At 52.0% G+C, this 23,499-nt stretch carries 20 protein-coding genes; 14 read left to right on the top strand and 6 right to left on the bottom strand.

Annotation, left to right across the window (positions count from 1 at the left end; genetic code table 11):
- Positions 1-103: 103 nt before the first annotated feature.
- The 7 genes from ACTHRH_RS23930 to ACTHRH_RS23900 all read left to right on the top strand — a co-directional run bounded on the left by ACTHRH_RS23930 (position 104) and on the right by ACTHRH_RS23900 (position 8,496).
- A complete protein-coding gene (locus tag ACTHRH_RS23930; protein WP_144940010.1) occupies positions 104-1,693 on the top strand; it encodes a cobyric acid synthase in 1,590 nt (529 codons plus the stop codon).
- Positions 1,690-2,259, top strand: a complete 570-nt coding sequence (locus ACTHRH_RS23925) for a cob(I)yrinic acid a,c-diamide adenosyltransferase (RefSeq protein ID WP_144939994.1) — start codon at positions 1,690-1,692, stop codon at positions 2,257-2,259. The genes ACTHRH_RS23930 and ACTHRH_RS23925 overlap by 4 nt, the downstream gene beginning before the upstream one ends.
- Positions 2,256-3,245 (top strand): RluA family pseudouridine synthase, encoded by a 990-nt coding sequence (locus tag ACTHRH_RS23920; RefSeq protein WP_144939996.1) that lies wholly within the window; start codon positions 2,256-2,258, stop codon positions 3,243-3,245. Before ACTHRH_RS23925 ends, ACTHRH_RS23920 begins: the two co-directional genes overlap by 4 nt.
- A gap of 637 nt (positions 3,246-3,882) precedes the next feature.
- On the top strand, positions 3,883-4,239 hold the full coding sequence (locus tag ACTHRH_RS23915) for an arsenate reductase family protein (protein WP_144939998.1): 357 nt from the start codon (positions 3,883-3,885) through the stop codon (positions 4,237-4,239).
- A gap of 41 nt (positions 4,240-4,280) precedes the next feature.
- On the top strand, positions 4,281-5,375 hold the full coding sequence (locus ACTHRH_RS23910; RefSeq protein WP_144940000.1) for a site-2 protease family protein: 1,095 nt from the start codon (positions 4,281-4,283) through the stop codon (positions 5,373-5,375).
- Between the two features lie 351 nt (positions 5,376-5,726).
- Positions 5,727-6,920: an aminotransferase class I/II-fold pyridoxal phosphate-dependent enzyme gene (locus ACTHRH_RS23905; protein ID WP_440417949.1), complete on the top strand. Its 1,194-nt coding sequence runs from the start codon at positions 5,727-5,729 to the stop codon at positions 6,918-6,920.
- Positions 6,921-7,041: 121 nt separating this feature from the next.
- Complete coding sequence (locus tag ACTHRH_RS23900) at positions 7,042-8,496, top strand: MATE family efflux transporter (protein ID WP_379291706.1); 1,455 nt, start codon at positions 7,042-7,044, stop codon at positions 8,494-8,496.
- 638 nt (positions 8,497-9,134) lie between these two features.
- Here ACTHRH_RS23900 and murQ read toward each other — a convergent pair.
- Positions 9,135-10,058, bottom strand: a complete 924-nt coding sequence (gene murQ / locus ACTHRH_RS23895) for an N-acetylmuramic acid 6-phosphate etherase (RefSeq protein WP_379291708.1) — start codon at positions 10,056-10,058, stop codon at positions 9,135-9,137.
- A gap of 19 nt (positions 10,059-10,077) precedes the next feature.
- Positions 10,078-11,010, bottom strand: coding sequence for a BadF/BadG/BcrA/BcrD ATPase family protein (locus ACTHRH_RS23890; protein ID WP_440417947.1), 933 nt, complete (start codon positions 11,008-11,010; stop codon positions 10,078-10,080).
- 377 nt (positions 11,011-11,387) lie between these two features.
- On the opposite strand from ACTHRH_RS23890, the gene ACTHRH_RS23885 reads away from it, so the two are divergent.
- From ACTHRH_RS23885 to ACTHRH_RS23875, 3 genes are all read left to right on the top strand, one after another.
- Positions 11,388-12,572 carry an exo-beta-N-acetylmuramidase NamZ family protein gene (locus ACTHRH_RS23885; protein WP_144941397.1) on the top strand — a complete coding sequence of 395 codons (1,185 nt, stop codon included), beginning with the start codon at positions 11,388-11,390 and terminating at the stop codon, positions 12,570-12,572.
- Between the two features lie 141 nt (positions 12,573-12,713).
- On the top strand, positions 12,714-13,904 hold the full coding sequence (locus tag ACTHRH_RS23880) for an anhydro-N-acetylmuramic acid kinase (protein WP_144941399.1): 1,191 nt from the start codon (positions 12,714-12,716) through the stop codon (positions 13,902-13,904).
- A gap of 532 nt (positions 13,905-14,436) precedes the next feature.
- Complete coding sequence (locus ACTHRH_RS23875) at positions 14,437-15,696, top strand: glycosyltransferase (protein ID WP_440417944.1); 1,260 nt, start codon at positions 14,437-14,439, stop codon at positions 15,694-15,696.
- Between the two features lie 483 nt (positions 15,697-16,179).
- Here ACTHRH_RS23875 and ACTHRH_RS23870 read toward each other — a convergent pair whose 3' ends face one another.
- From ACTHRH_RS23870 to ACTHRH_RS23860, 3 genes are all read right to left on the bottom strand, one after another.
- Positions 16,180-16,809, bottom strand: a complete 630-nt coding sequence (locus ACTHRH_RS23870) for a GerMN domain-containing protein (RefSeq protein ID WP_144941405.1) — start codon at positions 16,807-16,809, stop codon at positions 16,180-16,182.
- Positions 16,810-16,875: 66 nt separating this feature from the next.
- The gene (locus ACTHRH_RS23865) at positions 16,876-18,261 is read right to left on the bottom strand and encodes a sensor histidine kinase (protein ID WP_440417942.1); all 1,386 of its coding nucleotides are present in this window, start codon (positions 18,259-18,261) and stop codon (positions 16,876-16,878) included.
- Positions 18,258-18,944 (bottom strand): response regulator transcription factor, encoded by a 687-nt coding sequence (locus tag ACTHRH_RS23860; protein WP_144941409.1) that lies wholly within the window; start codon positions 18,942-18,944, stop codon positions 18,258-18,260. Before ACTHRH_RS23860 ends, ACTHRH_RS23865 begins: the two co-directional genes overlap by 4 nt.
- Positions 18,945-19,437: 493 nt before the next feature.
- On the opposite strand from ACTHRH_RS23860, the gene ACTHRH_RS23855 reads away from it, so the two are divergent.
- The 3 genes from ACTHRH_RS23855 (at position 19,438) to ACTHRH_RS23845 (ending at position 21,573) form a co-directional block, all read left to right on the top strand.
- On the top strand, positions 19,438-19,989 hold the full coding sequence (locus ACTHRH_RS23855; protein ID WP_144941411.1) for a DoxX family protein: 552 nt from the start codon (positions 19,438-19,440) through the stop codon (positions 19,987-19,989).
- A 229-nt stretch (positions 19,990-20,218) separates the two neighbouring features.
- The gene (locus ACTHRH_RS23850; protein ID WP_440417939.1) at positions 20,219-21,322 is read left to right on the top strand and encodes an alginate lyase family protein; all 1,104 of its coding nucleotides are present in this window, start codon (positions 20,219-20,221) and stop codon (positions 21,320-21,322) included.
- Positions 21,323-21,405: 83 nt separating this feature from the next.
- Positions 21,406-21,573 (top strand): hypothetical protein, encoded by a 168-nt coding sequence (locus ACTHRH_RS23845; RefSeq protein WP_186328509.1) that lies wholly within the window; start codon positions 21,406-21,408, stop codon positions 21,571-21,573.
- On the opposite strand, the gene ACTHRH_RS23840 is transcribed toward ACTHRH_RS23845, so the two are convergent.
- Entirely contained in the window at positions 21,557-22,351 is a 795-nt protein-coding gene (locus tag ACTHRH_RS23840; RefSeq protein ID WP_144941415.1) for a helix-turn-helix domain-containing protein, read from the bottom strand. The genes ACTHRH_RS23845 and ACTHRH_RS23840 overlap by 17 nt on opposite strands.
- Before the next feature lie 289 nt (positions 22,352-22,640).
- On the opposite strand from ACTHRH_RS23840, the gene ACTHRH_RS23835 reads away from it, so the two are divergent.
- Complete coding sequence (locus tag ACTHRH_RS23835) at positions 22,641-23,435, top strand: ABC transporter ATP-binding protein (protein ID WP_186328510.1); 795 nt, start codon at positions 22,641-22,643, stop codon at positions 23,433-23,435.
- Positions 23,436-23,499: the final 64 nt, after the last annotated feature.

Here is a 23,499-nt window from a genome sequence, read left to right as displayed (position 1 = left end):
TACTCTTACGCTACGACTTTAGTCGTCGACATTTATGTCTAAATCCACCTGCTTTGAGCAGGTGGTAGTTTAAGGAAGGAAAGGGGTTGGTTGGATGAAACGTATGGAGCAGGCGTCAGGACGCACCATCATGCTGCAGGGGACCGCATCGGATGTAGGCAAAAGTTTGCTCGCTGCCGCATTATGCCGAATTTTCGTCCAGGACGGCTGGAAGGTCGCACCGTTCAAATCGCAAAATATGTCGCTGAATTCTTACGTTACCCCCGACGGGAAAGAAATCGGGCGTGCTCAAGGAATGCAGGCGGATGCGTGCCGGATAGCGGCAACGACGGATATGAACCCGATTCTGCTGAAGCCTAAGCAGGATATGGTTTCGCAGGTCGTTGTCCATGGGAAGCCGTACAAGGACCTGGATGCACGGACCTATCGCGAAAGCTATCTGTCCGAAGCGGGAGGAATTGTCCGGGAAGCGCTCGCCCGATTGCGCGAGGCTTATGATCTGGTCGTTATTGAGGGAGCGGGCAGTCCGGCCGAGGTGAACCTGAAGGACCGGGATATTGTGAACATGCGGCTGGCCGGCTGGGCCGACGCCCCGGTTCTGCTCGTGGCCGACATAGATCGGGGAGGGGTCTTCGCTTCGATCGTCGGTACGCTTGAAATTCTGACGCCGGAAGAGAGGGATCGGGTCAAGGGCTTCATCATCAACAAGTTCCGCGGGGATGTGTCTCTGCTGAAACCGGGTCTGGATTGGCTGGAGCAGAAGACGGGCAAACCGGTGCTGGGGGTCATTCCATATATCCCCAAGCTGGAGCTGGAGGACGAAGATTCGCTGTCTCTGGAGAACAAGCAGAAGCGGCAGCAGAGCAAGGCAGAGCGGGCGCTCGATATCGCAGTCATCCGGCTGCCCCGTATTTCCAACTTCACGGACCTTGATCCTCTATATGAGGAGGATGATGTTCATCTGCGCTTCGTCTCCTCTACGGAAGAATTGGGCCGCCCCGATGCGCTCATTATTCCGGGAAGCAAAAATACAGTCGAGGATCTGGAGCACCTGAGGCAATGCGGTCTGGACGAGGCTGTTCTGCGCTATATCGGAGAGGGAGGATGGCTCGTCGGAATATGCGGCGGCTACCAAATGCTGGGACAGCGGTTGGTCGACCCCGACTTCAACGAATCGAACCGGGAGGAATCGGCCGGGCTCGGGATTTTTCCCATGGAGACGGTCTTTGTCGCGGACAAAAAAACCGAGCGCGTTGTAGGATATACCCGGGACCGCGATGAAAGCAAAGCGGAGCCGATAGAAGGGTATGAAATTCATATGGGCTTGACTCGTTTCACGGCTCCGGTGGAGCATCCTTTTATGGTAAAGAATGAACGGGATGGAGAAGCCCCGGACAATTATCATCCGGAAGGGGCCGTCACTTCGGACGGACGCGTATGGGGCACATATGTGCACGGAATCCTGCACAATGACGAATTCCGGCGGCGGTGGCTGAACCGTATCCGGCTGAATAAAGGCTGGCCGCCATTAGAAGCCGCTTTCCATTTCCGAGAACGGAGAGAAGCGGCCTTCGACCGATTGGCGGATCATGTAAGAGAACATTTGGCTATCGGAGAAATTTATGAGATGATAGGAATAACGAAGGATCGAACGGATCTGATCAATCATTCGCCGGGAGGGGATCAAGAATGAATATTTACACGAGAACGGGAGATGCCGGCCAGACGGGAGTCATCGGCGGAAGAGTGGATAAGGATAATGTCAGGGTGGAGGCGTACGGCACCGTCGATGAACTGAACTGCTTTGTCGGGCAGGCCATAGCTGTTTTGGAAGAGGACAAATTCGCCGATTTGCGGGACGATTTACTTCAGATTCAGCATGAATTATTTGATTGCGGGCATGATTTGGCCGTACTGCCAAGAGCCAAGAGAGAGTTCAAGCTGGCCTCCGGGTTGGCCGAACGATTGGAAGCGCTCATTGACAAATACGATGCGGAAACCCCCGATATTTCCCGTTTTGTTCTTCCGGGAGGCTCCCAAGCGTCGGCGCTGCTTCATGTATGCCGAACGGTATGCCGGAGAGCGGAGCGCAGAGTCGTTACCCTGGCCAAGGAGGACCAAATCAACGAGGATGTCCGCATTTATTTGAACCGTCTGTCGGATTTCTTCTTTACGGTGGCCCGTACCGTCAATTATCGTCTGGGAGTGCCGGATGTCGAATATATTCGCAGTGCCGAGGTGTTTCGTAGAAAAAAATGAGCTACTATGAGCCGCTAGTCTACACGGTTTCTCCCGAAGAGGAGGGCATCCAGTTAAAAACCATACTGCAGAGCCGAATGCAGCTGTCGCGGAAGCTCCTTTCCCGTCTGAAACGGACCGAGCAAGGAATAACGGTAAACGGGGAACGCAAGTACATCAGTGTTCCGGTGCATGCCGGAGACCGGATCGAAATTCGCATGGAGCAGGAGCAGTCGGAGGATATTCTGCCTGAGGACATCCCGCTGGATATTCTTCATGAGGATGACCATCTGCTAATCGTTAATAAGCCCGCCGGGATGATTGTCCATCCGACGCACGGGCATTATGTGCACACATTGGCCAACGCCGTAGTTCATCATTGGCTGGAGCGGGGGGAGAAGGTCCGTTTTCGTCCGGTGCATCGGCTTGACCAGGAAACGTCAGGAGTATTAGCGATCGCCAAAAATCCGTTCGTCCATCAGCATATTTCCGAGCAGATGAAGGCCCAGCAAGTGCTGAAGGAATATATGGCCGTGGTTCACGGCGAAATGGAGGCGGATGAAGGGACGATTGACGGACCGATTGACCGCGATCCCGAACAGCCTCATTACCGGATAGTGACTCCTGACGGCTATCCGGCTGTTACCCATTATCGGGTTGTAGAGAGGCTGAAGGGGGCAACGCTTGTGGCCGTCAGGCTGGAAACCGGTCGGACGCATCAGATTCGCGTACATATGCTGTCTATAGGCCATCCGCTGATCGGCGACAAGATGTATCCTGCAGGAGGGGGTCCGTCCCTTCCGGGAAAGGCCGGCATCGAACGGCAGGCGCTGCATGCTTATCGGCTGGGCCTGGTTCATCCGGGAACAAGGCGGTATGTCGAGTTCCTGGCGGAGCTTCCGGAGGATATGCAGCGATTGCGGGCGGCTTTATCCGGCGGCACCGGCGCGGCAAGTATTGGAAGCCCGGCGGTGGACGACAGCAAGGGTAGCGGTCCACCGGACTGAAACGCCCGATGGGAAAAATTGTTTTACAAGATTACGTATTAATAAGCAATTTCTATTACAAGTTTGATGAATTGTTTGGTAAGCTATTTATATCAAACTCATGTTCTATAACTTTGCACAAGAGCGAAAATTGATTAAAGGTTTGTTTCAACTGACGAAATATAAGTTTTGATATAAACGTTGCATAGATAGAAAACTATCGCTACTGATTGGCAAACGATTTAACTGTAATTTATGTAGGTAAATTCAAGCGAATGGCAGAAAGTGATTAAAGTAAATGGAAAAACTGCATTTAAAATCGAGTTTTTTTGCCGACATCGCCTTTTTTACCCAAACTAACTGCGGTTTTTCCACTTAGTTTCCGCTTTTTGCTCCAGAGGAGCAAATTAACTGTATGAAATCCAGTTAGGCGCGCCATTCCGTTTGCACGGCATAAATACAAGGGTTTTCAAGATAGACTTCCAAGTCGCAGAAGCGTCAATGGTATCGTCAAACAGCACCATCAGAAGGATGACAAGACAGCTATGTCCTTGTCGAAACATGACCAGGCAAACTGTTGAATGGAATGGCAGAGAAAATGATTCGTCAGGAACGATAATGATCTGCACGGAAAGCTTTACTGCAAGGAGGAATCACAATGAAGCTGAAGATGTACTCTTATCCCAAATGCGACACCTGCCGCAAAGCCCAGAAATGGCTGGAAGCCAAAGGGCATGAGATAACCGTCGTAAATGTGTTCGAGGAGCCTCCTTCCGAATCGGAAATGGCCGATTTGATTGACAGAAGCGGATTGGAGCTGAAGAAGTTTTTCAACACATCCGGTGAAGTTTATAAAGAGATGAATTTAAAGGATAAATTGGGGCAAATGAGCGAGGAGGAGCAGATCCGACTGTTGGCGTCGAACGGAAGATTGATCAAGCGCCCCGTCGTGACGGACGGCAGCAAGGTGACGGTCGGCTTCAAGGAGGATATGTACTCGCAAGCATGGGGATGACGGCAAGCTAGTCCGTACAGCATCAGAGGGGGACAGGGTGAATGGAGGCCAAACAAAATCGTAAGGATGAAAGCGTACGGCGGCTGCAAGCCGTATGGCCTTTTTGTCTGACGAAGCTTAAGAAGGGGCTCTCGTATGTGAAAATGGGCTCTTTCGGAGGCGCGATTTTGACAATGCTTGTTTCGGTAGGAGCCTACGCCCTGATCGCTCCGTTGCAATTGGCTGTAGGCATGGTGGTCATGGTGCTGATTCACGAATTGGGCCATGTCGTGGCCGCCAAGCAGAAAGGACTGTCCACTTCCGCACCGGTCTTCATCCCTTTTATCGGTGCGATGGTGAATTTGGAGAGACATCCCCGCAATGCGGCCACGGAAGCCTATATTGCGTTAGGAGGCCCGTTGCTTGGAAGCATCGGTGCATTCGCTTCCTACTGGATAGGGAACCGCTGGGACTCGCTGCTGCTGTTGGCGCTCGCCTATATCGGGTTCATTATTAACCTCGTTAATTTACTGCCGATCCATCCTTTGGATGGCGGACGAATTGCGATAGCGGTGAGCCGCCGGCTCGTTTCCATCGGATTAATTGCCGGGCTGGTCATTATTGTTTACTATCAGCTTTATATTCTATTTATCTTCTGGATTTTGTTCGCCCTGGATCTGGCGCGTAAATATATTGACCGCAAGAGGGGGCCCAAGCTGCGGAGCATAGAGGCATCCTATGAATTGCCGCTGACATGGGTAGAGGACCGGCTGAAGGAGCGGGGGTTGGAGCTTCCGCGGCAGGATCAGCAGAAGGACCTCGAGTTCACTACCTACTCGGAACTGGACGGTCATCAAAAAATGATGTTCCTGTGGGAAGACATAGGCTTGAGAGGGACTCTGCTGCTTCCCGGGCAAGTGCTGGTTCACCGTGCCCGCCTCCTGCAAACCGATATTAAGGATAAGAAGGAAGGGCGATTCTTATTGGTCCGCTGCCGGGCGGATTATTATGCCTATGAGAACGAGGAGTATTTCACTGTACCACAAAGAACACGATGGGCTTTGGGTTCGGTATATCTGACCTTGGCCGTCTCTCTTATTTACATGCTGTATTCGTTCGCCCACGTCGGATGGATGGCGGGCCTTGAGAACACATAACCAGCTTGGCAAAAGGGCTGACTGCTCGACGTGCAGCGCCGCAGCCGTTCGCCGGGAATGCATCAAAAATAAGCAAGAGCGGTATAGTTTACTATTGGTACGATCTCCGCTGCGGCCATGTGGATTGGGGCAATGGCAGGGCAGTTGCGGCATCGGTAAAGCCTAATGGTGGTACTGCATTACGAAACGGTAACGGCATAAGTCGTTGTTTACATTTAATGTTGTTAAGGATATGGCATATAGTGAAAGAGTAAAAGGAGAGGCTATATAAGCTTTTAGGTTCTACAATAAGATTGGCAAACAGGGTTCGCAAGTCAGCCGGTGTGCCGGCATGAGTGGGGGAAAGGAACGATGAAGGTTAGATCGTCCGAACGGATTCGGCAATTAGGTTCGGCCATCTTCGCTGAGATGGAGCAATGGAAAGAGGAGGTCAGCCGGCAGGGGACCGACATCATTGATCTGGGCATCGGCAGTCCGGACCTGCCTCCTTCCGACAAGGTGATGGAGGTTCTGGCGAAGGCCGTGACCAATCCGGCCAATTACGGGTACCCGACGCGATCCGGAGGACGCGGCTTCAGGGAGGCGGTCTCCCGTTGGTATGATTACCGATTCGGGGTGCAATTGGATCCGGAGAATGAAGTGCTGACATTGATGGGCTCTCAGGATGGCCTGGCGCATTTGGCTATGGCGGTAGCCGATCCGGGGGATGTCGCCATCGTACCGGATCCGGGATATCCGATCTATCATGCCAGTTTGGTGTTGGCGGGGGTCACGCCGTGGATGATGCCGTTGAGGGCGGAAAATCACTTCTTGCCGGTGCTGGAAGATATTCCGGAGGAAGTAGTTCGCCGTGCCAAGTTCATACTGTGCAGCTATCCCAGCAACCCGCTTTCGGCAGTGGCGGACCGCCAATTTTTTGAGAAGCTGGTCCGTTTCGCCCGGGATCATGATCTTCTTGTCGTACATGATCTGGCTTATTCCGAGCTTGCCTTCGACGATTATGAGCCGACAAGCATTCTTCAGGTCGAAGGGGCCAAAGAGGTTGCTGTCGAATTTCATTCATTGTCGAAGAGCTACAATATGGCCGGCTGCAGGCTCGCTTATATGGTCGGTAATCCCGAAGCGGTTCGGGCATTGGGTGAACTGAAGTCCAACATCGATTATGGTGTATTCGAGGCTATCCAACAAGCCGGCATTGCGGCTCTGGAGGAAGACCGGCAAGGAACAGGCCCAAGGGTAGCGGAGGTCTACCAAAGGCGGCGGGATATATTAATCAATGGCTTGCGCCGGGCAGGCTGGGCGATTCCGACACCTAAAGCGACAATGTTCCTGTGGGCGCCTATCCCGAAAGGCTGGACATCTCGACAAATTTCCCGGGAAATTTTGTATTCTACAGGCGTTGTCGTTATTCCGGGAGACGCGTTCGGACAGGAAGGGGAAGGCTATGTTCGAATTGCGCTTGTACGTGATGATAAGGTGCTCGAGGAAGTTGTCGCAAGACTGTCCCGTTTTATAGAGGAACGAAAACAAGAGGGCCGCTGGTAACATATCCGGCAAGGGCCCTTCTTTTTTTACCACATTAGAAAGTTTAAGTTCAATAAAGCATTAAAATGGAACAACTTTCTAATTGGCGATAAAAACATCCTTTAAACGCGGTCGCTCATCCATGAAATACTCCGATAGGAGTTTTTCTCACAAGGATTTCTATCGGCATAAAAAGATTCATTTGGAAGCGGGAGTAATCTTTATGCAGCCAACCAATACGTTGAGAGGAAAAGTCAAGCAGATTTTTGTCATGCTAATCCCCATCTTGATAACGCAGTTGGGGATGTTTTCGATGGTGTTCTTCAATACGATCATGTCGGGAAAATACAATTCATCGGATTTGGCCGGAGTAGCGATCGGCTCCTCGATTTGGAATCCGGTATTTACCGGGTTAAGTGGAATTTTGCTTGCCGTATCTCCCATTGCCGCCCAACGTTTTGGGGAAAAGAAGGACAGTGAAGTTGCATCGATTGTTGCTAACGGAATTTATTTGGCTCTTCTGATCGCTGCCACAGTCATTTTACTTGGTTATTTTCTATTGGAGCCTTTATTGGAACTAATGAACCTGTCCGATGATGTTCGGGAGACGGCCCACGATTATTTAGTGGGGTTAAGTTTCGGAATTGTCCCGCTCTTTATTTTTAACGTCCTGCGATCGTTTATCTACGCCCTTGGGAAAACCCGGGTAGTCATGGTCATTATGATTCTTTCCCTGCCTCTTAATTTTCTGTTGAATTACATGCTCATTTACGGACGGATGGGCCTGCCGGAGCTGGGAGGCGCCGGTGCGGGCTACGCGACCTCTATCACCTATTGGGCTATTGCCGGAATGACCGCATGGATTGTTAAAAAGCAGGTTCCCTTCTCAGCTTATCCTGTGTTATCAAGCTTTAAGGCTTTCTCTATCCGCAGAAGCAAGGAAATCTTGCAGATCGGGGTACCTATGGGCTTGTCGGCCTTTTTTGAAACGAGCATGTTTGCAATGGTGACCATCCTTATAAGCAGGTTCAGTGTCACGACGATAGCGGCGTATCAGTCCGCCCTGAACATTGTCTCTTTCCTGTATATGATACCGGTCAGCATTTCTTTGGCCTTGACCGTTCTTGTCGGATATGAGGCCGGCGCCAAACGTTATAATGACGCGAGGACGTACAGTTGGCTGGGGATCGTCCTGTCCGTGATGATGGCTCTGGTTACGGGCTTGCTGGTGGTGTTCTTCCGTTATACCGTCGCCGGTTTCTACTCTAACGAAGAAGCCGTCATCTATTTAACGGCTCACTTCTTAATCTATGCGCTGTTCTTCCAGATTTCCGACGCGATCCAAGTGACGGCGCAGGCGGCTTTAAGAGGATACAAGGATGTTAATACAGCCTTCATGATCACCCTGGTCGCTTATTGGCTGGTCTGTTTGCCGCTCGGTTATTTTCTGGCGTACTACACCGGGCTCGGCGCGACCGGATTTTGGATCGGTCTGACCTTCGGCTTGCTTGCTGCGGGTGTCTGCTTGTCCATCAGGCTCATCTATATTCAAAAACGAAAATTTAGCGGTGTATCGATTCAGCAAGACGGGAAATAGAGTAGCAGCTGGAGAGCTCGTGGGCCCACACCTCTACACTTGGCGGACCTTCGGCCAGAAGGACGGGCAGGCTTCCGATATGGTCCAAATTCTGATGGGTTATCATCACCCAAATAGAACTATATTTAAGGAGGGTGTAAAAAAGAGAGACAGGGAATGGAAACAAAGAGGGGAAAGGAAGACCGGCTTTTATCGGAACGGTCCGGTTCGAAAAGACGGGGCATAAGACTTTAAGACTCTGAGAAATGTTAAAGGACAGGGAATTAAGCTCCCTGTCCTTCGGTATTCTGCAGCATAGATGGCCTGCGAGTCTGTCCGATGAAATATTTATCAGATAGCAGGTTATAAGGTTGTCAGAGTGCAGCGATACAAAAGCCTGCGATAGTACATCTTTTTGCTTCTTGAAGCAGGCGTTTCAGCCATTTGGAAAGAGAATTCGTGCATTTTCGCAGGCTTTTCTCTCGAACATCTCCATTCGCTTCATAATTGATGTATTATCGCAGCAATTTAGGTTCGCCCAATCGCCCAAGGCAGGAAAAACCGATCATCATTCCACTTAACCGAAGGTTATCGCTCCCTCTGGACTGGTAAAGACTCCGCTTAACTTGAATTATGCCCAAATATTCATCGAGAGACTCTTAGCAGTTCTCTTGAGCCGTTCCTGTCGAAGCAATGGCCTGGCGGACAAAGCCTTCATTGTCGTCTAACAGCTGCCGGGCCTTGTCGCAATCTACATTGGCGAGGATCATGACGATGGCCGTCTTGACATGGCCTCCGGAGGCTTCATAGGCTTCAACGACTCTTTCCTCGGGCGCTTGGGTGGCCATCTGAATAATTCTCTTGGCGCGGTGGACGAGCTTTTCGTTGGAAGGGTTTAAATCGACCATTAAATTGTCGTACACTTTCCCTATCCGAATCATAGAAGACGTTGTAAGCATGTTGAGGATAAGCTTCTGTGCCGTTCCCGCCTTCATCCGGGTCGAACCGAGAATGACCTCCGGCCCGACGACGGCTTCAAGCATCAAGTCGGCTTCAGCCGTCATAGGCGTATGATAGTTATTGGTTAATCCAATAACTGTGGCGCCCCTCTCTCTGGCTCGCCTCATCGCCCCCAGCACATAAGGGGTCCGGCCGCTGGCAGCGATGCCAACGACGACGTCCTGCGGTCCGATTTCATGCTGATCCATATCGGAGGCCCCCCAATCCTCGCTGTCCTCGGCGCCTTCCACCGCATCTTTAACCGCCTGAAAGCCTCCGGCGATAATGCCTTGTACCATGGATGGAGGGGTTCCGAAAGTAGGAGGGCATTCCGAGGCGTCGAGAATACCGAGGCGCCCGCTTGTTCCGGCACCGACATAGAACAGGCGTCCGCCGCTTTTGAAGGCTTCGACAATAAAGTCGGCCGCCTGGGCAATCTTCGGAATCAAAGGTTCAATGGAATCCGTGATGAGCTTATCTTCCGCATGAATCAGTCTCATGATCTGTTCCGTATCGAGCTGGTCGATATTCCGGGTCCGGTCATTGATCTGTTCCGTCGTAAGCCCGTTAAGCAAGTTACTCATAACCATGAACTCCTTCTTCTTAAAGATTCTGGCCCTGCATGGCCTGGAGAGCGGCCCCATATGCCGGACTGCGCAGCGAGGGGTATATCCGGATATCCGGATACGTTTCGCTCAGCTTCAAACTAAAGGTTTCCTTAAATAAGGATGAATGCTTAAAAATCGACCCGGCCGCAACCAGATCCGCGCTTGAAAACCACGGTTCCTTGCCGATCAAGGCGGTGGTCTGCTCAACCAATTCATGGGCAGCCTCTCTAATGATGCCCACGGCGGCAGGGTCATCGTGAAGGCTTGCTTGTATGCAATAACGGGCAAATTCGGCAATATGCTGTTTTTGAATATCCGGTGTATAAATATAGCTTTTTAATTCAGTTACGGATTGGAAGGAATAAGCCTCTTTGACTAAATCGGTCATCATCGTCTGGGGCAAGACGCCATCATAGCTTTTCATAATCGTCTGCAGCGTCTTTAAGCCGATGGCATAACCGCTGCCTCCGTCACCAAGCAGATGTCCCCAGCCTCCCGTTCTCCATCGCTTGCCTTCCGGAGTCACTCCGTATACGATAGAGCCCGTACCGGAAACCGATACAATTCCATGATTATGCGATAGAGAAGCCATCAGAACAATTTCCGCATCGTTCGTTACCATGATGGGCAGCGACAAGTCGCGCCGGGCAAAGTACTGCTCCAGTGCGTGCGCAAATCGGCTCCTCTCCTCCGGAAGATCCACTCCCGCCAGACCAAGACATAATCCGGCACAGCTTCCCGCCGCCAAGTCCGGGAGGCTTAACAGATTGTCCAAGAGCTCCTGCAAATGAGTCCATGCTTGCGGAAAGCCCAGTGACCGGGGATTGGTAGAGGGACCCTTCAGGCTGACAAGCTGCTCCCCGGAAGCATTGAGAATAACCGCTTCTGTTTTAGTCCCGCCGCCGTCCACACCGATATAATAATTCATAATTGGCACCTACCTTATGAAATCATTCCGAAGCATAGTTCCTATCTGTATTTATATCACCCATATTCGGCACTTGTCTGCCTTAGTACATGCGGTTCTGATAAAAAGTATAAAGTATAGCCGGTCATTTGTAAAATTAAATTTCACGAACAAAAACGTATATTGAAATTTTATTTTATTAATTATATAATATTCAATAATGGAAGCGATTGCAATTCAAAGAATCAGCGGCTGCTCCTATCCGGCCCGGTTTTGGGATGGAATCAGCCGGAATGAAACAGATACACCGGAATAGGATAGGGAACAAGACGTGGTGAAGATAGCTGTTAAATAGAAGAAGCCGGTCGATATCCGGCTATCAGTGAGGAGGAGTCTAGGTGAGCAAGAACAGGGTACTGACCGGTGCGGACCGATTGCCGGAAGTGGAGCAGAGCTTTGTGCGGGACAAAAGAATCGGGTTGTTGACCAATCCGACGGGCAGAACGTCCTCACTAGAATCAGTCATAGACATTTGCGCTAATTTACAGTCAGCCAAGCTAACGGCACTTTTTGCGTGTGAGCATGGGATTCGCGGGGAGCGCCAGGCTGGCGTTCTGTTCGAGGACGAAATCGATGAACAGCATGGGATTCCGGTATACAGCCTATACGGAAAACGGAGAAAACCGGAGCCGGAAATGCTCGAACAGGTTGACGCCGTTGTTTTTGACATTCAGGATTTGGGTGTCCGGTTCTATACTTATTTGACCACCCTTATCTATACGATGGGAGCCTGCGCCGAAAGCGGCAAGGAAATGATTGTGCTGGACCGGCCTAATCCTCTCGGGGGAATCATTTGTGAAGGAGGCGTTCTGCAGGAGGGGTACCGTTCCATGGTAGGGGCGTGGCCGATTCCGTTCCGCACCGGGATGACGATCGGAGAATTTGCGAAATGGGTCAATTCGGAAATGGATAAGCCTTGTAACCTGCAGGTCGTGCCGATGATCGGCTGGCATAGAGGAATGGAGTACAGCGATACGGGCTTGCCGTGGATTATGCCTTCGCCCAATATTCCTACCCTCGATTCTGCCCGTGTATATCCGGGAACCTGTCTGATCGAGGGGACGAATTTGTCCGAAGGACGCGGAACGACCCGGCCGTTCGAACTGATCGGCGCTCCGTGGCTGAACGGCAAGAAGCTGGCGGAGACGATGAATGATCTGGAGCTGCCCGGGGTCCGGTTCTGTCCGACGTACTTTACCCCCACCTTCTCCAAGCATCAGGGAGAGCTGTGCGCGGGGGTTCAATTGTTCGTGACCGACCGCCATAAGTTCCGACCGGTCACTGTCGGGCTGCACTTGCTAAAGGCGGTTCAGCGCATGCACCCGGGCCGCTTTGAATGGCTGCCTCCTTATAAGGAAGGCGGCAAGCCATTTATCGATCTCTTGTCGGGCAGCGATGCGGTCCGGACCAAGCTTCATACGCCAACCGGTTTGGAGGAGATCACTGCGGAATGGGACCGACAAGCCGCCGAGTGGGAAGAGAAGAGGAAGCCCTATCTTCTATACGGAGAGGAAAGTGAATAACCCCCGGTCAATAGTCTATATAAGTTTAGAAGCTATAAACGGCAATCCTGGTTGGCTTACGGAAGAAACGATGTCCCTTTGCGGTATTAAGAGGAAGACGGGGGAAGACAAGGGACCGTTCATGCGGGAAGGAGAATTGGAATGATCCATTGGTTAAATCATCTTGTATCCCGGAATGTCAAGGTGATCGTCGGCCTTATGTCGGGTACGTCCCTGGATGGAATCGATGCAGCCATTGTACGGATTGAAGGGGTAGGCACCGATTCCCGGGTGGAGCTGCTGCACTTTACGACCGTTCCGTATGAGGATGAGCTTCGGGAACGGTTGAAGGAGCTGTGTACCCTGGACCGTTCCAATACGGCAGGCGTCTGCTCGATGAATTTCGAGCTTGGCCTGAGGTTGGCGGAAGCGGTCCGTCAGGCGGTGGCTGAGGCGGGGATACCTTTGGCCGATGTCGATCTGGTCAGCTCGCACGGCCAGACGGTCTGGCACATCCCCGCCGACGAGCCGGGCTTCGTCCGCTCCACGCTGCAGATCGGCGACCTGTCGGTCATCGCCAAGAAGACCGGCCTGCCGGTCATGGGCGATTACCGCACCGCCGATATGGCCGTGGGCGGACAAGGCGCGCCGCTCACGCCGTATGCCGATTACATCCTGTTCCGGGACGACCGCCGCGGGCGGATCGTCCAGAACATCGGAGGCATCGGCAACTGCGCCGCCATCCCCGCCGCCGCCCGCCCCGAGCAGGTCGTAGCGTTCGATACCGGCCCCGGCAACATGCTGATAGACCAGGCGGTCTATCAGCTGTCGGGCGGGGAGAGGAGCTACGACGACGGAGGGGCTTGGGCGGCGCAGGGGGAGGCGGACGCGCGCCTGCTCGGCGAGATGCTGAGCCACCCCTATTTCCGCCTGAAGCCGGTGAAGACTACGGGCCGGGAGATGTTCGGCAAGGCGTATGCGGCGGAATGGCTCGGGAAGGCGGCTGCGCGCGGCCTCGCTCCCGCGGACGTGATCGCCACGTTCACGGCGTTCACGGCAAGGTCGATCGCCGACAGCTACCGTGATTTCCTCTTCCCGCTGTACGCGGTAGAGGAAATCATCGTCAGCGGCGGCGGAGCCCGCAACGCCACGCTGCTTCGCCAGCTTGGCGAGCTGCTGCCGGACCAGCGCATTCTCGTCTCCGACGATTTGGGCGTGTCCGGCGATGCGAAGGAAGCGATCGCCTTCGCCCTGTTTGCGAACAACGCCGTTCATGGCGTTGCCAACAATCTTCCATCCGCCACCGGAGCGGAAAGGCCTGTCATTATGGGCAAACTGGCTTTGCCGGATTGAGTCGTTCACGGCTAGTCTTGAGTTTCAGGAAATCATCTTTGGGGGGGCATTCTTTGCCCTCTATTGCTTTTTGGACAAATTTAAGCTGTCAGGTTGAAGTTTGTCTCAAAATGTGCGAAACCGTTTGAGCAGATCGGCGTCTAAATTATAGGGAATCTTATCTTTTTTTGGAAGTGTCGATTTTTCTTTTATTCATTTCCGGCCTTACTAAAAAAAAGCAGTATAGAATGAACAACGGGTTGGCTGCGTTTATCTGCAACATGGTAGAGAAGCTATTTACATATAAACTCAACCCTCTAATCTCAGAGTACGAATTTTTTATGGAGTAGAGCATCTTAAGCGTTTGTTTAATAAAAGTGGCATGCCGTCGCCGGAGCAGTTCTTGGCCGCGAAATCCCTCGATACTCTTAATATGGGTAATTGTGGCTGCAGCTTTCTGCGATGCAGGTCTTTCTTGTTGAGTTTAACCGCCGGCGTTGTTAACGTTCGGGAAACGGCTAATTATATGTGAGCCAAGAGAGGAAGGTACGACATGAAGTTTAAGCTGTTAACCCTGGGAACCCGAGGGGATGTGCAGCCTTTTATTTCATTGGGACAGGCTCTGCAGAAGGCCGGCCATTCGGTCACGATCTGCACGGCGGACTCGTTCAAAGCCGGCGTTCTTCAGGCCGGCATTGAGTTTGCCTCGATTCGGGCGGATTTCCTCGCCTTGACCCAATCGGAAGAAGGAAAAAAGCTGATCAGCGGCAATCCGGTAGAAATTATGCGAAAGATGAAGTCGCTGATCTATCCTCTTATGAAAAACATGCTCACCGATTTGTGGACAGCTTCCCAAGGGGCGGAAGCCTTGATTTATCATCCCAAGGCATTCGGCGGGTTCGACATTGCGGAGAAGCTAAACGTTCCGGTATTTACCGCTCATCCGGTTCCGCTTATCGCTCCCACCTCTCTGTTTACCAATCCGGTCTTCCCGTTTTCGCTCGGCCTGGGTTGGCTTAACCGGCGGAGCTATGTTTTCAACCGGTTTTTTATGAGTTCATTTATGAAAATTATCAATCCGTGGAGAGAGCAAGTTTTAGGACTGCCCGGAAGAAGCGTATGGAGCAATGATTTGAAGGTGAACGGGCGCGAGATTCCTGTTCTGTACGGCTGCAGCCCGACGGTCATCCCGTATGATCCGCGATGGAAGGGGCGCGTGAGCATGGCCGGGTTCTGGTTTCTGAACGAGGAGGAGACCTGGCAGCCGCCGGAAGGCCTGTCCGATTTCCTGCACCAAGGCCCGGCTCCGTTAGTGTTCAGCTTTAGCAGCATGCCGCTTAAGCAGCCGGCTTTGGCCGAGGAGATGATCGCTGAAGCTTTAAGAAGAACAGAACGGCGGGCGGTGCTCATTACGGGCTGGAGCGGTATGAAGAACCGTGAAGTGAATGAACAGCTTCATGTCATTGACTCCGTGCCCCACTCGTGGCTTTTTCCCCGGTCGGCGGGAGTGATTCATCATGGCGGAGCGGGAACTACGGCTGAGGCCCTTCGTTCGGGTAAACCGATGCTCGTCTGTCCTTTTACAGGGGATCAGCCCTTCTGGGCCAGGCGTATGCGGGAATTGGGAGTATCCGTTCAACCGCTTAGAGAGAAAGAAATGACCGTCGAGGCGTTCACCCAACGGATTCGCGAGCTTACGGCTGATGAAGCGTTGTCCCATAAAGCACAAGCTCTGGCCCAAACTATTCAACAAGAGAACGGTCCGGAGGAAACGGTCCGGTTTATTCATAAACAGCTGGAGCAATGGGGATAGTGTGCTTCTCTCGCATCCCCCTTTGTAACTTGCCGAAAAACGGGGGCTCGCTGTGTGGCGGTGGCAGATAATTCGGGCAGACTAGGAAAATTCTCGATTAAAAGCAATAGTACATTTATTTTTTCAGGTTTGTGGGAATGGGTCCCAAATAAATGTAGAACTGTGATTATTCAGGTGGGTTTTGATTTGAGTGGATAAAATAGGATTATTTTGCATTTAATTTAAATATCAGGTTGCGGGGCTTCTCGCAAAGTAACCGTTTTGTGGGGGATTTCAAGGCTCCGATAGGAGCTTTGTATAACAAGCTTACCGCAAAACGCGCACCTATCCGGTGCGCGTCGCGGCGCTGTGTAGCGCGTTGGTCAGATTCCTATGCTTATCTTGGTTCGCACACGCTGCGCGCATGCCCTGCCTATTATCGTCCAGTAGGTTCAGGCTTACGGTCCCATGCAGCAGAAGACCTGACCAAGGGATCAATTTGTTCTACTCCTCCAGCTTTTTGTACTGGCTCGGATCTCCGGCCTTCAGCGGCTCCGAGGTAGTCACGTGGCCAAGCAGCGATTCCTCTTTCTCGCCTTCAATCAGAATCTGGGTGGAATCATAGCCGAACTGCTTCATAATCATCGTGATTTGCTCCAGCAGGAACATTTCGCCACCCGATCCGAGATTGGCGTTCTTAAGCTCCTTGGAGAAGCTCACCTGGGCGACTCCGTTCTCTTCCTTCACGTACTCCACCAGCACGCCGGGAGGAACGAGATTGCCCAATTTCTCGTTCTTCGGACCGCTGATCCACGATTCCAGAGCGGCCAAAGGCAGATTGGCTTCTTCCTCGGCTTCGATTTCCCGGTCAACCGCGAAGTTTTCCATCAAATCCTTATCCGAGAAATACAGAGTGACGGTCTTCTTGACGACTTTTTTATCTTCGTTATTGTCCTTTGGATTCGGCGCGATATTCGATTCGTTGTTCTCTCCAGGTTTAGCGGGCTGTTGGCTTGGCGGCGGTGCCGCATTATTAGGAGCCGGGGTATTTTTCCCCTGGGCGCACCCCGTTGTGATGACAGCCGCACAAGCGGCCACGAGCATTAGCTTCGTCCAATTCTTTTTCTTTATCATGAATGGTTCCCTCCTTTTGTAATGACAGCTTCAGTATAAGATGAGATTGTATCACGGGAATGGCGGTTAAGTAACAGTTTTGTTACGGAAGATCATCGCTATGTAGGTTCCTTGACCGGGACGCGACATTACTTGGATGTCTCCTCCATGCATGTCCACCATTTGCTTGACGATCGTCAGCCCCAAGCCGCTTCCTTCCTGGGCCCATATTCCCGCTTCCGGGGAGCGGTAGAAGGGCTCGAAGATTTTGGGCAGATCCTCCTCGGCAATCCCTATTCCCTGATCGCAAACACGGCATTCCGTCCTGGCGGCATCGACCCGCTTCAAGGCAACGGTTATTTCACTGTCGGCCAGCGAGTAGCGGAGCGCGTTGGATACGACGTTGTCCAACCCGCGGTAGAACAATTCCTCATCTACATTCAGCGCGGAGCCGTCCTCCCATTGAAAGGTCAACCGGATTGCCTTCTGGTCGGCGACGAATTGAAAATGCCCCCGAATATGCTCCTCCAGCTCCCGTCCTCCCAGCCGGACCCGGTTGAGCGGACGGTCCCACATCCGGTTGACATCCAGCATGCTCTCAACGATGTGCTTCATCTTGCCGATCTGCACCTCCAAGTCATGCAGGAACTCCCGGTGAGTTTCCTCCTCTTCGCGGACATGCGGCAGGTTCTCACATATGAGCTGCATAGTGGCCAGAGGAGTCTTGAGCTCATGGGAGGAGGAGCTCATGAACTGCTGCTGTCTCTGATCATAGCGGTTCAATTGGCTGACCATCTCGCCGATTTCCGCGCCCAGCTCTCCAATTTCATCCCGGCGTCCGTAAGTGGGCTGGAAGACCCTTTTTTGCGGAGTGATTTTTTTCATTTGTTCAATTAGAGAACGAATCGGTTTCGTAAACCATGAAGCCACCAAGTAGCAGATAAAAAAGAAGACGGTCAATGCTGCCAATATAATGCCGATAACTTGGATTCTGAAGGCCCGGATGTCTTCATACAGAAAATCGACGTTGTTCACCATTAGCAAATAACCGAGTTCCGGCCTGTCCGGCTCCATTTCCAACAAAGTGTACTGAACATATCCGTAGGACGATGTCGGAACGAACAAACCCGTGGGCAGGTTCGCCCCGTTCTTCAAAATTTCCAAGGTAAGCGGCGAATGCTCGGGAAGCTCCCGGAAGCTGTCGAACCAGACGGTCCGGTCGTTATGCAGCACGAACAACCGCATGTCCAACTGCCTACTGTAGAAGTCCAGATACCCTTCGGTGCGTTCGGGAAATCTCGGCAGAGTTCCCCGGAGCTTATCGACCACGGCGTATCCTTGTGAAATGACCAGCTGCTTCTGACCTTCCAGCATACGGGCTTCATAAGCTTTAATTATGAAAATGTAAAGAATCAGGCTGACGGCAACCATCAGCACGGAGAAGGTGATCCACAGCCGCGCATGCAGCTTCATCCTTCACCACCAAACCGGTAGCCCATGCCCCGCACGGCGTGCAAATATTTTTTGCCGGTCAGCTCGGTAATTTTCTTGCGCAGCCTGCTGACGTTGACATCAACGGTGCGATCGCTGAAGCCGGTTGTCATCCCCCAGATTTGCTCGAACAGCATCTCCCGGCTGTAGACATTCTCCGGGTGCCGCATCATGGATTCCAACAGCTTGTATTCATTGGCTGTCAGCGGGGTGCTCTTTCCTCTGTACCGAAGCAGAAGCCGGGCTTTATCCAATTGCAAGTCCTCGTATTCCACCGTATTGTCCGGGGAGGCGGCAGGCTGGGCCTGGTGACGGCGCAGCAGCGCATGAATTCGTGCGAGCAGCTCGCGCTGATGGAACGGCTTGGTGACGTAATCATCGGCTCCCACCTCCAGGCCGACGACCTTGTCCATAATCTCTTCCTTCGCCGTAATCATCATGATGGGCACATTGGATTGCTTCCGCACCGTCTTGCACAGCTCGAGCCCATCCATTCTGGGCAGAGTCCAATCGAGCAGCAGCAGATCATAACTGGCCTGCTGAAACATATCCAGACCGGTTTGCCCATCATAAGCGATATCAATTTGATAGCCTTCCTTCTCCAGAAAGAAGGCAATGTTTTTGGCCATCACTTTTTCATCTTCGACGAGCAGTATTCGGCTCATTCTATCAGCCCCCTTGATATACGGTCATTAAATACCAGTTTCGAATCCGTTTGAAAGGAAAGGCGGTCATCTCCGTTTGGAGCTCGCAATATAAGGTTACCACAAGTCTTGGCAAAGAGGAAAAGGCCAAATTCCCTCTCACGACCGGTAAATCATCGGTATTCGGATGAGAAGAGCATGGAGCGGGCCAAGCCTGTCGGGGCATAAAACCGGCAGCTATGCAGGAGGATAGGGGGACGTCCTGAACGGATGAACGGGCCATCCCGACAGAAATGTGAATAGATTGTGAATTAATGCACAAACTACTCTGAAATGTGAAAAAAATCACACACAAATTGTTAAATGTGTAGTAAAGTAAAGTCAAGGAGATAACCTCCCCCGCCAAACCATAAAACGAAAGAGCATCGCGAGGAATTTTGTGAAATAATTCACTAATCGAATCGCCACTCGATTACGGGAGGAATCTCAATATATAAAGAGGAGTTGAGAGGTTATGATTAAATGGTTGAGAGAAAACAGATATGCTGCAGTAGCTTTGCTCCTGCTGAGGGTATATGTCGGGTGGCAGTGGATGAGCGCCGGCTGGGGCAAAATCTTCGGCGATAAGCCATTCGATGCAGGCGGATACCTTCAGGGAGCCATAGCTAATCCCGTTGCTGACAAGGCTACTCAAGAACTGGTTTATCCGACATACATGGCCTTCATCGAGAAGTTCGCCTTGCCGAACGTGAAACTGTTTAACTTCATGATCCCCTGGGGCGAATTTCTGGTAGGATTGGGATTAATCCTCGGGGCATTAACGACAGCGGCCGCATTCTTCGGACTCTTGATGAACTTCATGTTCCTCTTCGCGGGAACGATATCGACTAACCCCTGGATGGTTCTCCTGGGAGGTCTGGTCTTCATAGCCGGGGCTAATGCCGGCAAGCTGGGAGCAGATTACTACCTTCTTCCGTATATGCGCAACTGGTTTAACAAATGGCGCAACAAAGGCCGGCCGGGTGATGCGGCGGAAGGGCAGAACAGAGAACCCGCACATGCTTAAGCTTACTTCGTAATCCATTCGGATTCATCTTATATTCCCCTAACCCTTCGCTTCCCTGCTTGATCGGGGAAGCGCCTTTTTTATTCGGCACACTTCCCTTCCCTGAGCCGACTCGGCGTAATCCCCTTTATTTGCTCCTAATCAAGCGTAAAATTACCCCTCTTCCAAAGCGGCACTGCTTTAATTATAATTCGCCTTAAACTACTAATCCTATGGGGGCATGGTAATTATGGGTAGCGGAGATCGGATGGAATGGCTGGATCGCGGTTGGGTATTAGCCAAAGCAGAGGCTGCATTGGAAGCCCAGCCCAGATTTATTACGGATGCGCAAGCGCCGATGAGCGAAGGCGGGATCCACGATTATTATTCCAATGGGGATTACTGGTGGCCTAACCCGGATACCCCGGATGGGCTGCCTTATGTGCGCAGGGATGGCGAATCGAACCCGGGGAACTTTAACGAACACCGGGAAATTATGCGCAGCCTGAGGACGAATGTTGCCCACTTGGCCGCCGGGTATGCCGTCAGCGGGAAAGAAGCTTATGCGGACAAAGCCGTGTCGCTCCTTAATTCGTTCTTTCTCGCCGAAGAAACGCGCATGAATCCCCACCTGCTCTATGCGCAGGCCATTCCCGGAATTTGTTCGGGAAGAGGCATCGGAATTATCGATACTTTGCATTTGATCGAGGTGCCCGTCGCTATAGAATGTCTCAGCGGCTCTTCTTATATGACCCCTGAGATTATGGCGGGCTTACAGGGCTGGTTCCGGGATTATTTGCGTTGGATGCTGACTCACCCTTATGGGATAGAGGAGCGGGATACAGACAATAATCACAGCGTTTGCTGGCATGTTCAGGCCGCGGTTTTTGCAAGATTTGTCGGAGAGGAAGAGGTGCTAAATTTCTGCAGGAGTCAGTACAAGAAGGTGCTGCTTCCCGATCAAATGGCGGCGGACGGCAGCTTCCCCCGCGAATTGCAGCGAACGAAGCTATACGGATATTCGATTTTTGTTCTCGACAATATGATTACGCTGTGCCATGTTCTGTCTACTCCGGAAGACTGTCTATGGGATTACGAACTGGAGGACGGGAGAGGAATCCGCAGAGGACTGGATTATTTGTATCCTTACTTGGCAGACAAAGCAAGCTGGCCCTATCCGCCCGATATAGAGCATGATCAAGGCTGGCCCGCGGCGGTCTCCGGACTGCTATTCGCGGGAGTGGCATTGGCGGAGCCGGCATACATTGAGCTGTGGCGTTCTTTAGACCCGGATCCCGTCGATCCGGAGGTCCGCAGAAATATGGCCATTCGTCAACCTTTGCTCTGGCTTTAAACGTTCGGGCTGCCATTGCCGACATCGGCATTCCCGGCCATTTCATTGATGATAAAATCATTCGACAGCATGAGATAACATCAATGGTCGGAGCCATCCTGGACAATTCGGTACGAAATCGCTATACGGAGGAAATGGTTCCGGCGATTCATTACGCCCTGCATTCAGACGGGGGGAGGTCACTCGGCAAGGAGAGACCGGGCAGATTTTGGGTGAACGGATTTTGCAAGAATGTCACTCGTTCTGATTAAGACGACGGTACTGCTCGGGGGTGAGCCCCACTGACTTGAAGAACGCCCGGTAAAACTGGCTTGTGCACGAAAAGCCGAGGCTTGCGCTGATATGAGTCACCGTAGCGGACGTTTGCCTAAGCCGCTTTTTGGCTTCTTCCACCCTCAACTGCAAAATATATTGGTAAGGCGTTATTCCGGCGGACTGTTTGAAGGTACGGATGAAATGAAACCGGCTCTGCAAAGCGATGGAAGCCAATGTATCGATAGCTATCGGATTCGTATAATGCTCTTGGATGTATTCGAAGACTCCGGCCAGATGCGGATCGGCAGACCGTCGGGGGGAAGCCCCTGCCGGGGAGGGCGAATTCGCTTTGAAGGTTCTCCACAGGTAATGAAGCACTTCCGCCTCTGTCGCTGCCGGATTCCGACCGTCGACCATACATAGGGCCGTGGTCCAGGAGCGGAAGCGGTCCGCCACTTCCCCGGGATCGAGCTGCTGCTCGGGAGAGATTTCCGTAATCTTGCCGTCGCAACGGCTGGCTAGCAAGTCCTCGCGGATTTTGATAATGATGACCCCGTCTTTGGCCCCAATATGGAAATGGTGTTCGTCCATCGGACGTTGGAGAAGGCTCGCACCCGGCTGCAGCCGATAGGTTTGATTATACTGCGTCAGAACACAGGTGCCGCGAATCGGGACCGTTATTTGATACCAGCCCTCATGGGTATGGGGCGTATTGACGAATTCCTCATCGTATCGGATCAATTCCAGACGCTCCGTCGTGATTTCCATCTTCATCTTTACTCACCTTCTAACATTATAGCAAATGTTGCCCGGGGGAATTAGCAATTTTCACGTCGACAACATTCCGCAGCTTTTTTAAGATGGTTTATAATAAAAAAAGCTCCTAACGGAACCTCTTCGAAGATGAATAACCCGGTTTTAAAGGTAGCTTTTTATGCCAATTAGAAAGTTGTTCCATTTAGATGCTTTAATGAACTAAACTTTCTAATGTGGTAAAAAACATGACGGCTTGCCGCCAAGAGGACGGCTGCCGGATATTATGTCTGAAATGAGGCTGCAGCGAGTGGAAAATGTAATCGATATGCAAGGAGTTTATTGGAAGAAAGGAAACCGCATGCTGCTGAACAACGTCAGCTGGACGGTCCGGCCCAAGGAGCATTGGGCTATGCTCGGCTTGAACGGTTCTGGGAAAACGACGATACTAAATATGATTAACGGCTATATTTGGCCGACCCAAGGAACGGTGGCGGTGTTAGGCCGCCGCTTCGGGACCGTGGATTTGCGCGAGCTTCGCCAATCGATCGGCTGGGTCAGCTCCTCCCTGCAGGAGAGGCTGTACAGAAGCGACAAGGCGCAGCATGTGGTCATCAGCGGGAAGTATGCAACAATCGGCCTGTATCAACGCCTGTCGGACGAAGAACTGGGGCGCGCGGAGGAATTGATGCAGGCTCTGGGATGTTATCATCTGTGGGACCGGGAATTCATGACTTGCTCCCAGGGCGAGAAGCAGAAGGTGCTGATTGCACGGGCGCTGATGGCCGATCCGAAAATATTGATTCTGGACGAGCCGTGCAACGGGTTGGATTTGTTTTCGCGGGAGAAGCTGCTGGACAGCATTCAGGAGCTGTCACAGAAGGAAGATACTCCTACTCTCATTTATGTCACTCATCATACGGAAGAAATTGTGCCGGCGTTTAATCACGCCCTGCTGCTCAGACGGGGGGAGGTCATTCAGCAAGGAGAGACCGGGCAGATTCTGAATGAGCGGACTTTGAGCGAATTTTTCGAAACACCGGTGACGGTGGAGAACCATCGACAGCGGGTATATCTCCGGGTGGCTGAAATGGGCGGGGAGTAGCGTCATTTGCCCCGCTTTGCAGCGCTGATGGATTTGGCTGCGCGTTTCCCGTTTCGATATTCCC

Origin of the sequence: Paenibacillus sp. SAFN-117, from assembly GCF_051966115.1 — a bacterium.
Lineage (GTDB): Bacteria > Bacillota > Bacilli > Paenibacillales > NBRC-103111 > Paenibacillus_L > Paenibacillus_L residui.
This window is presented reverse-complemented; position numbering and strand designations above follow the sequence as displayed.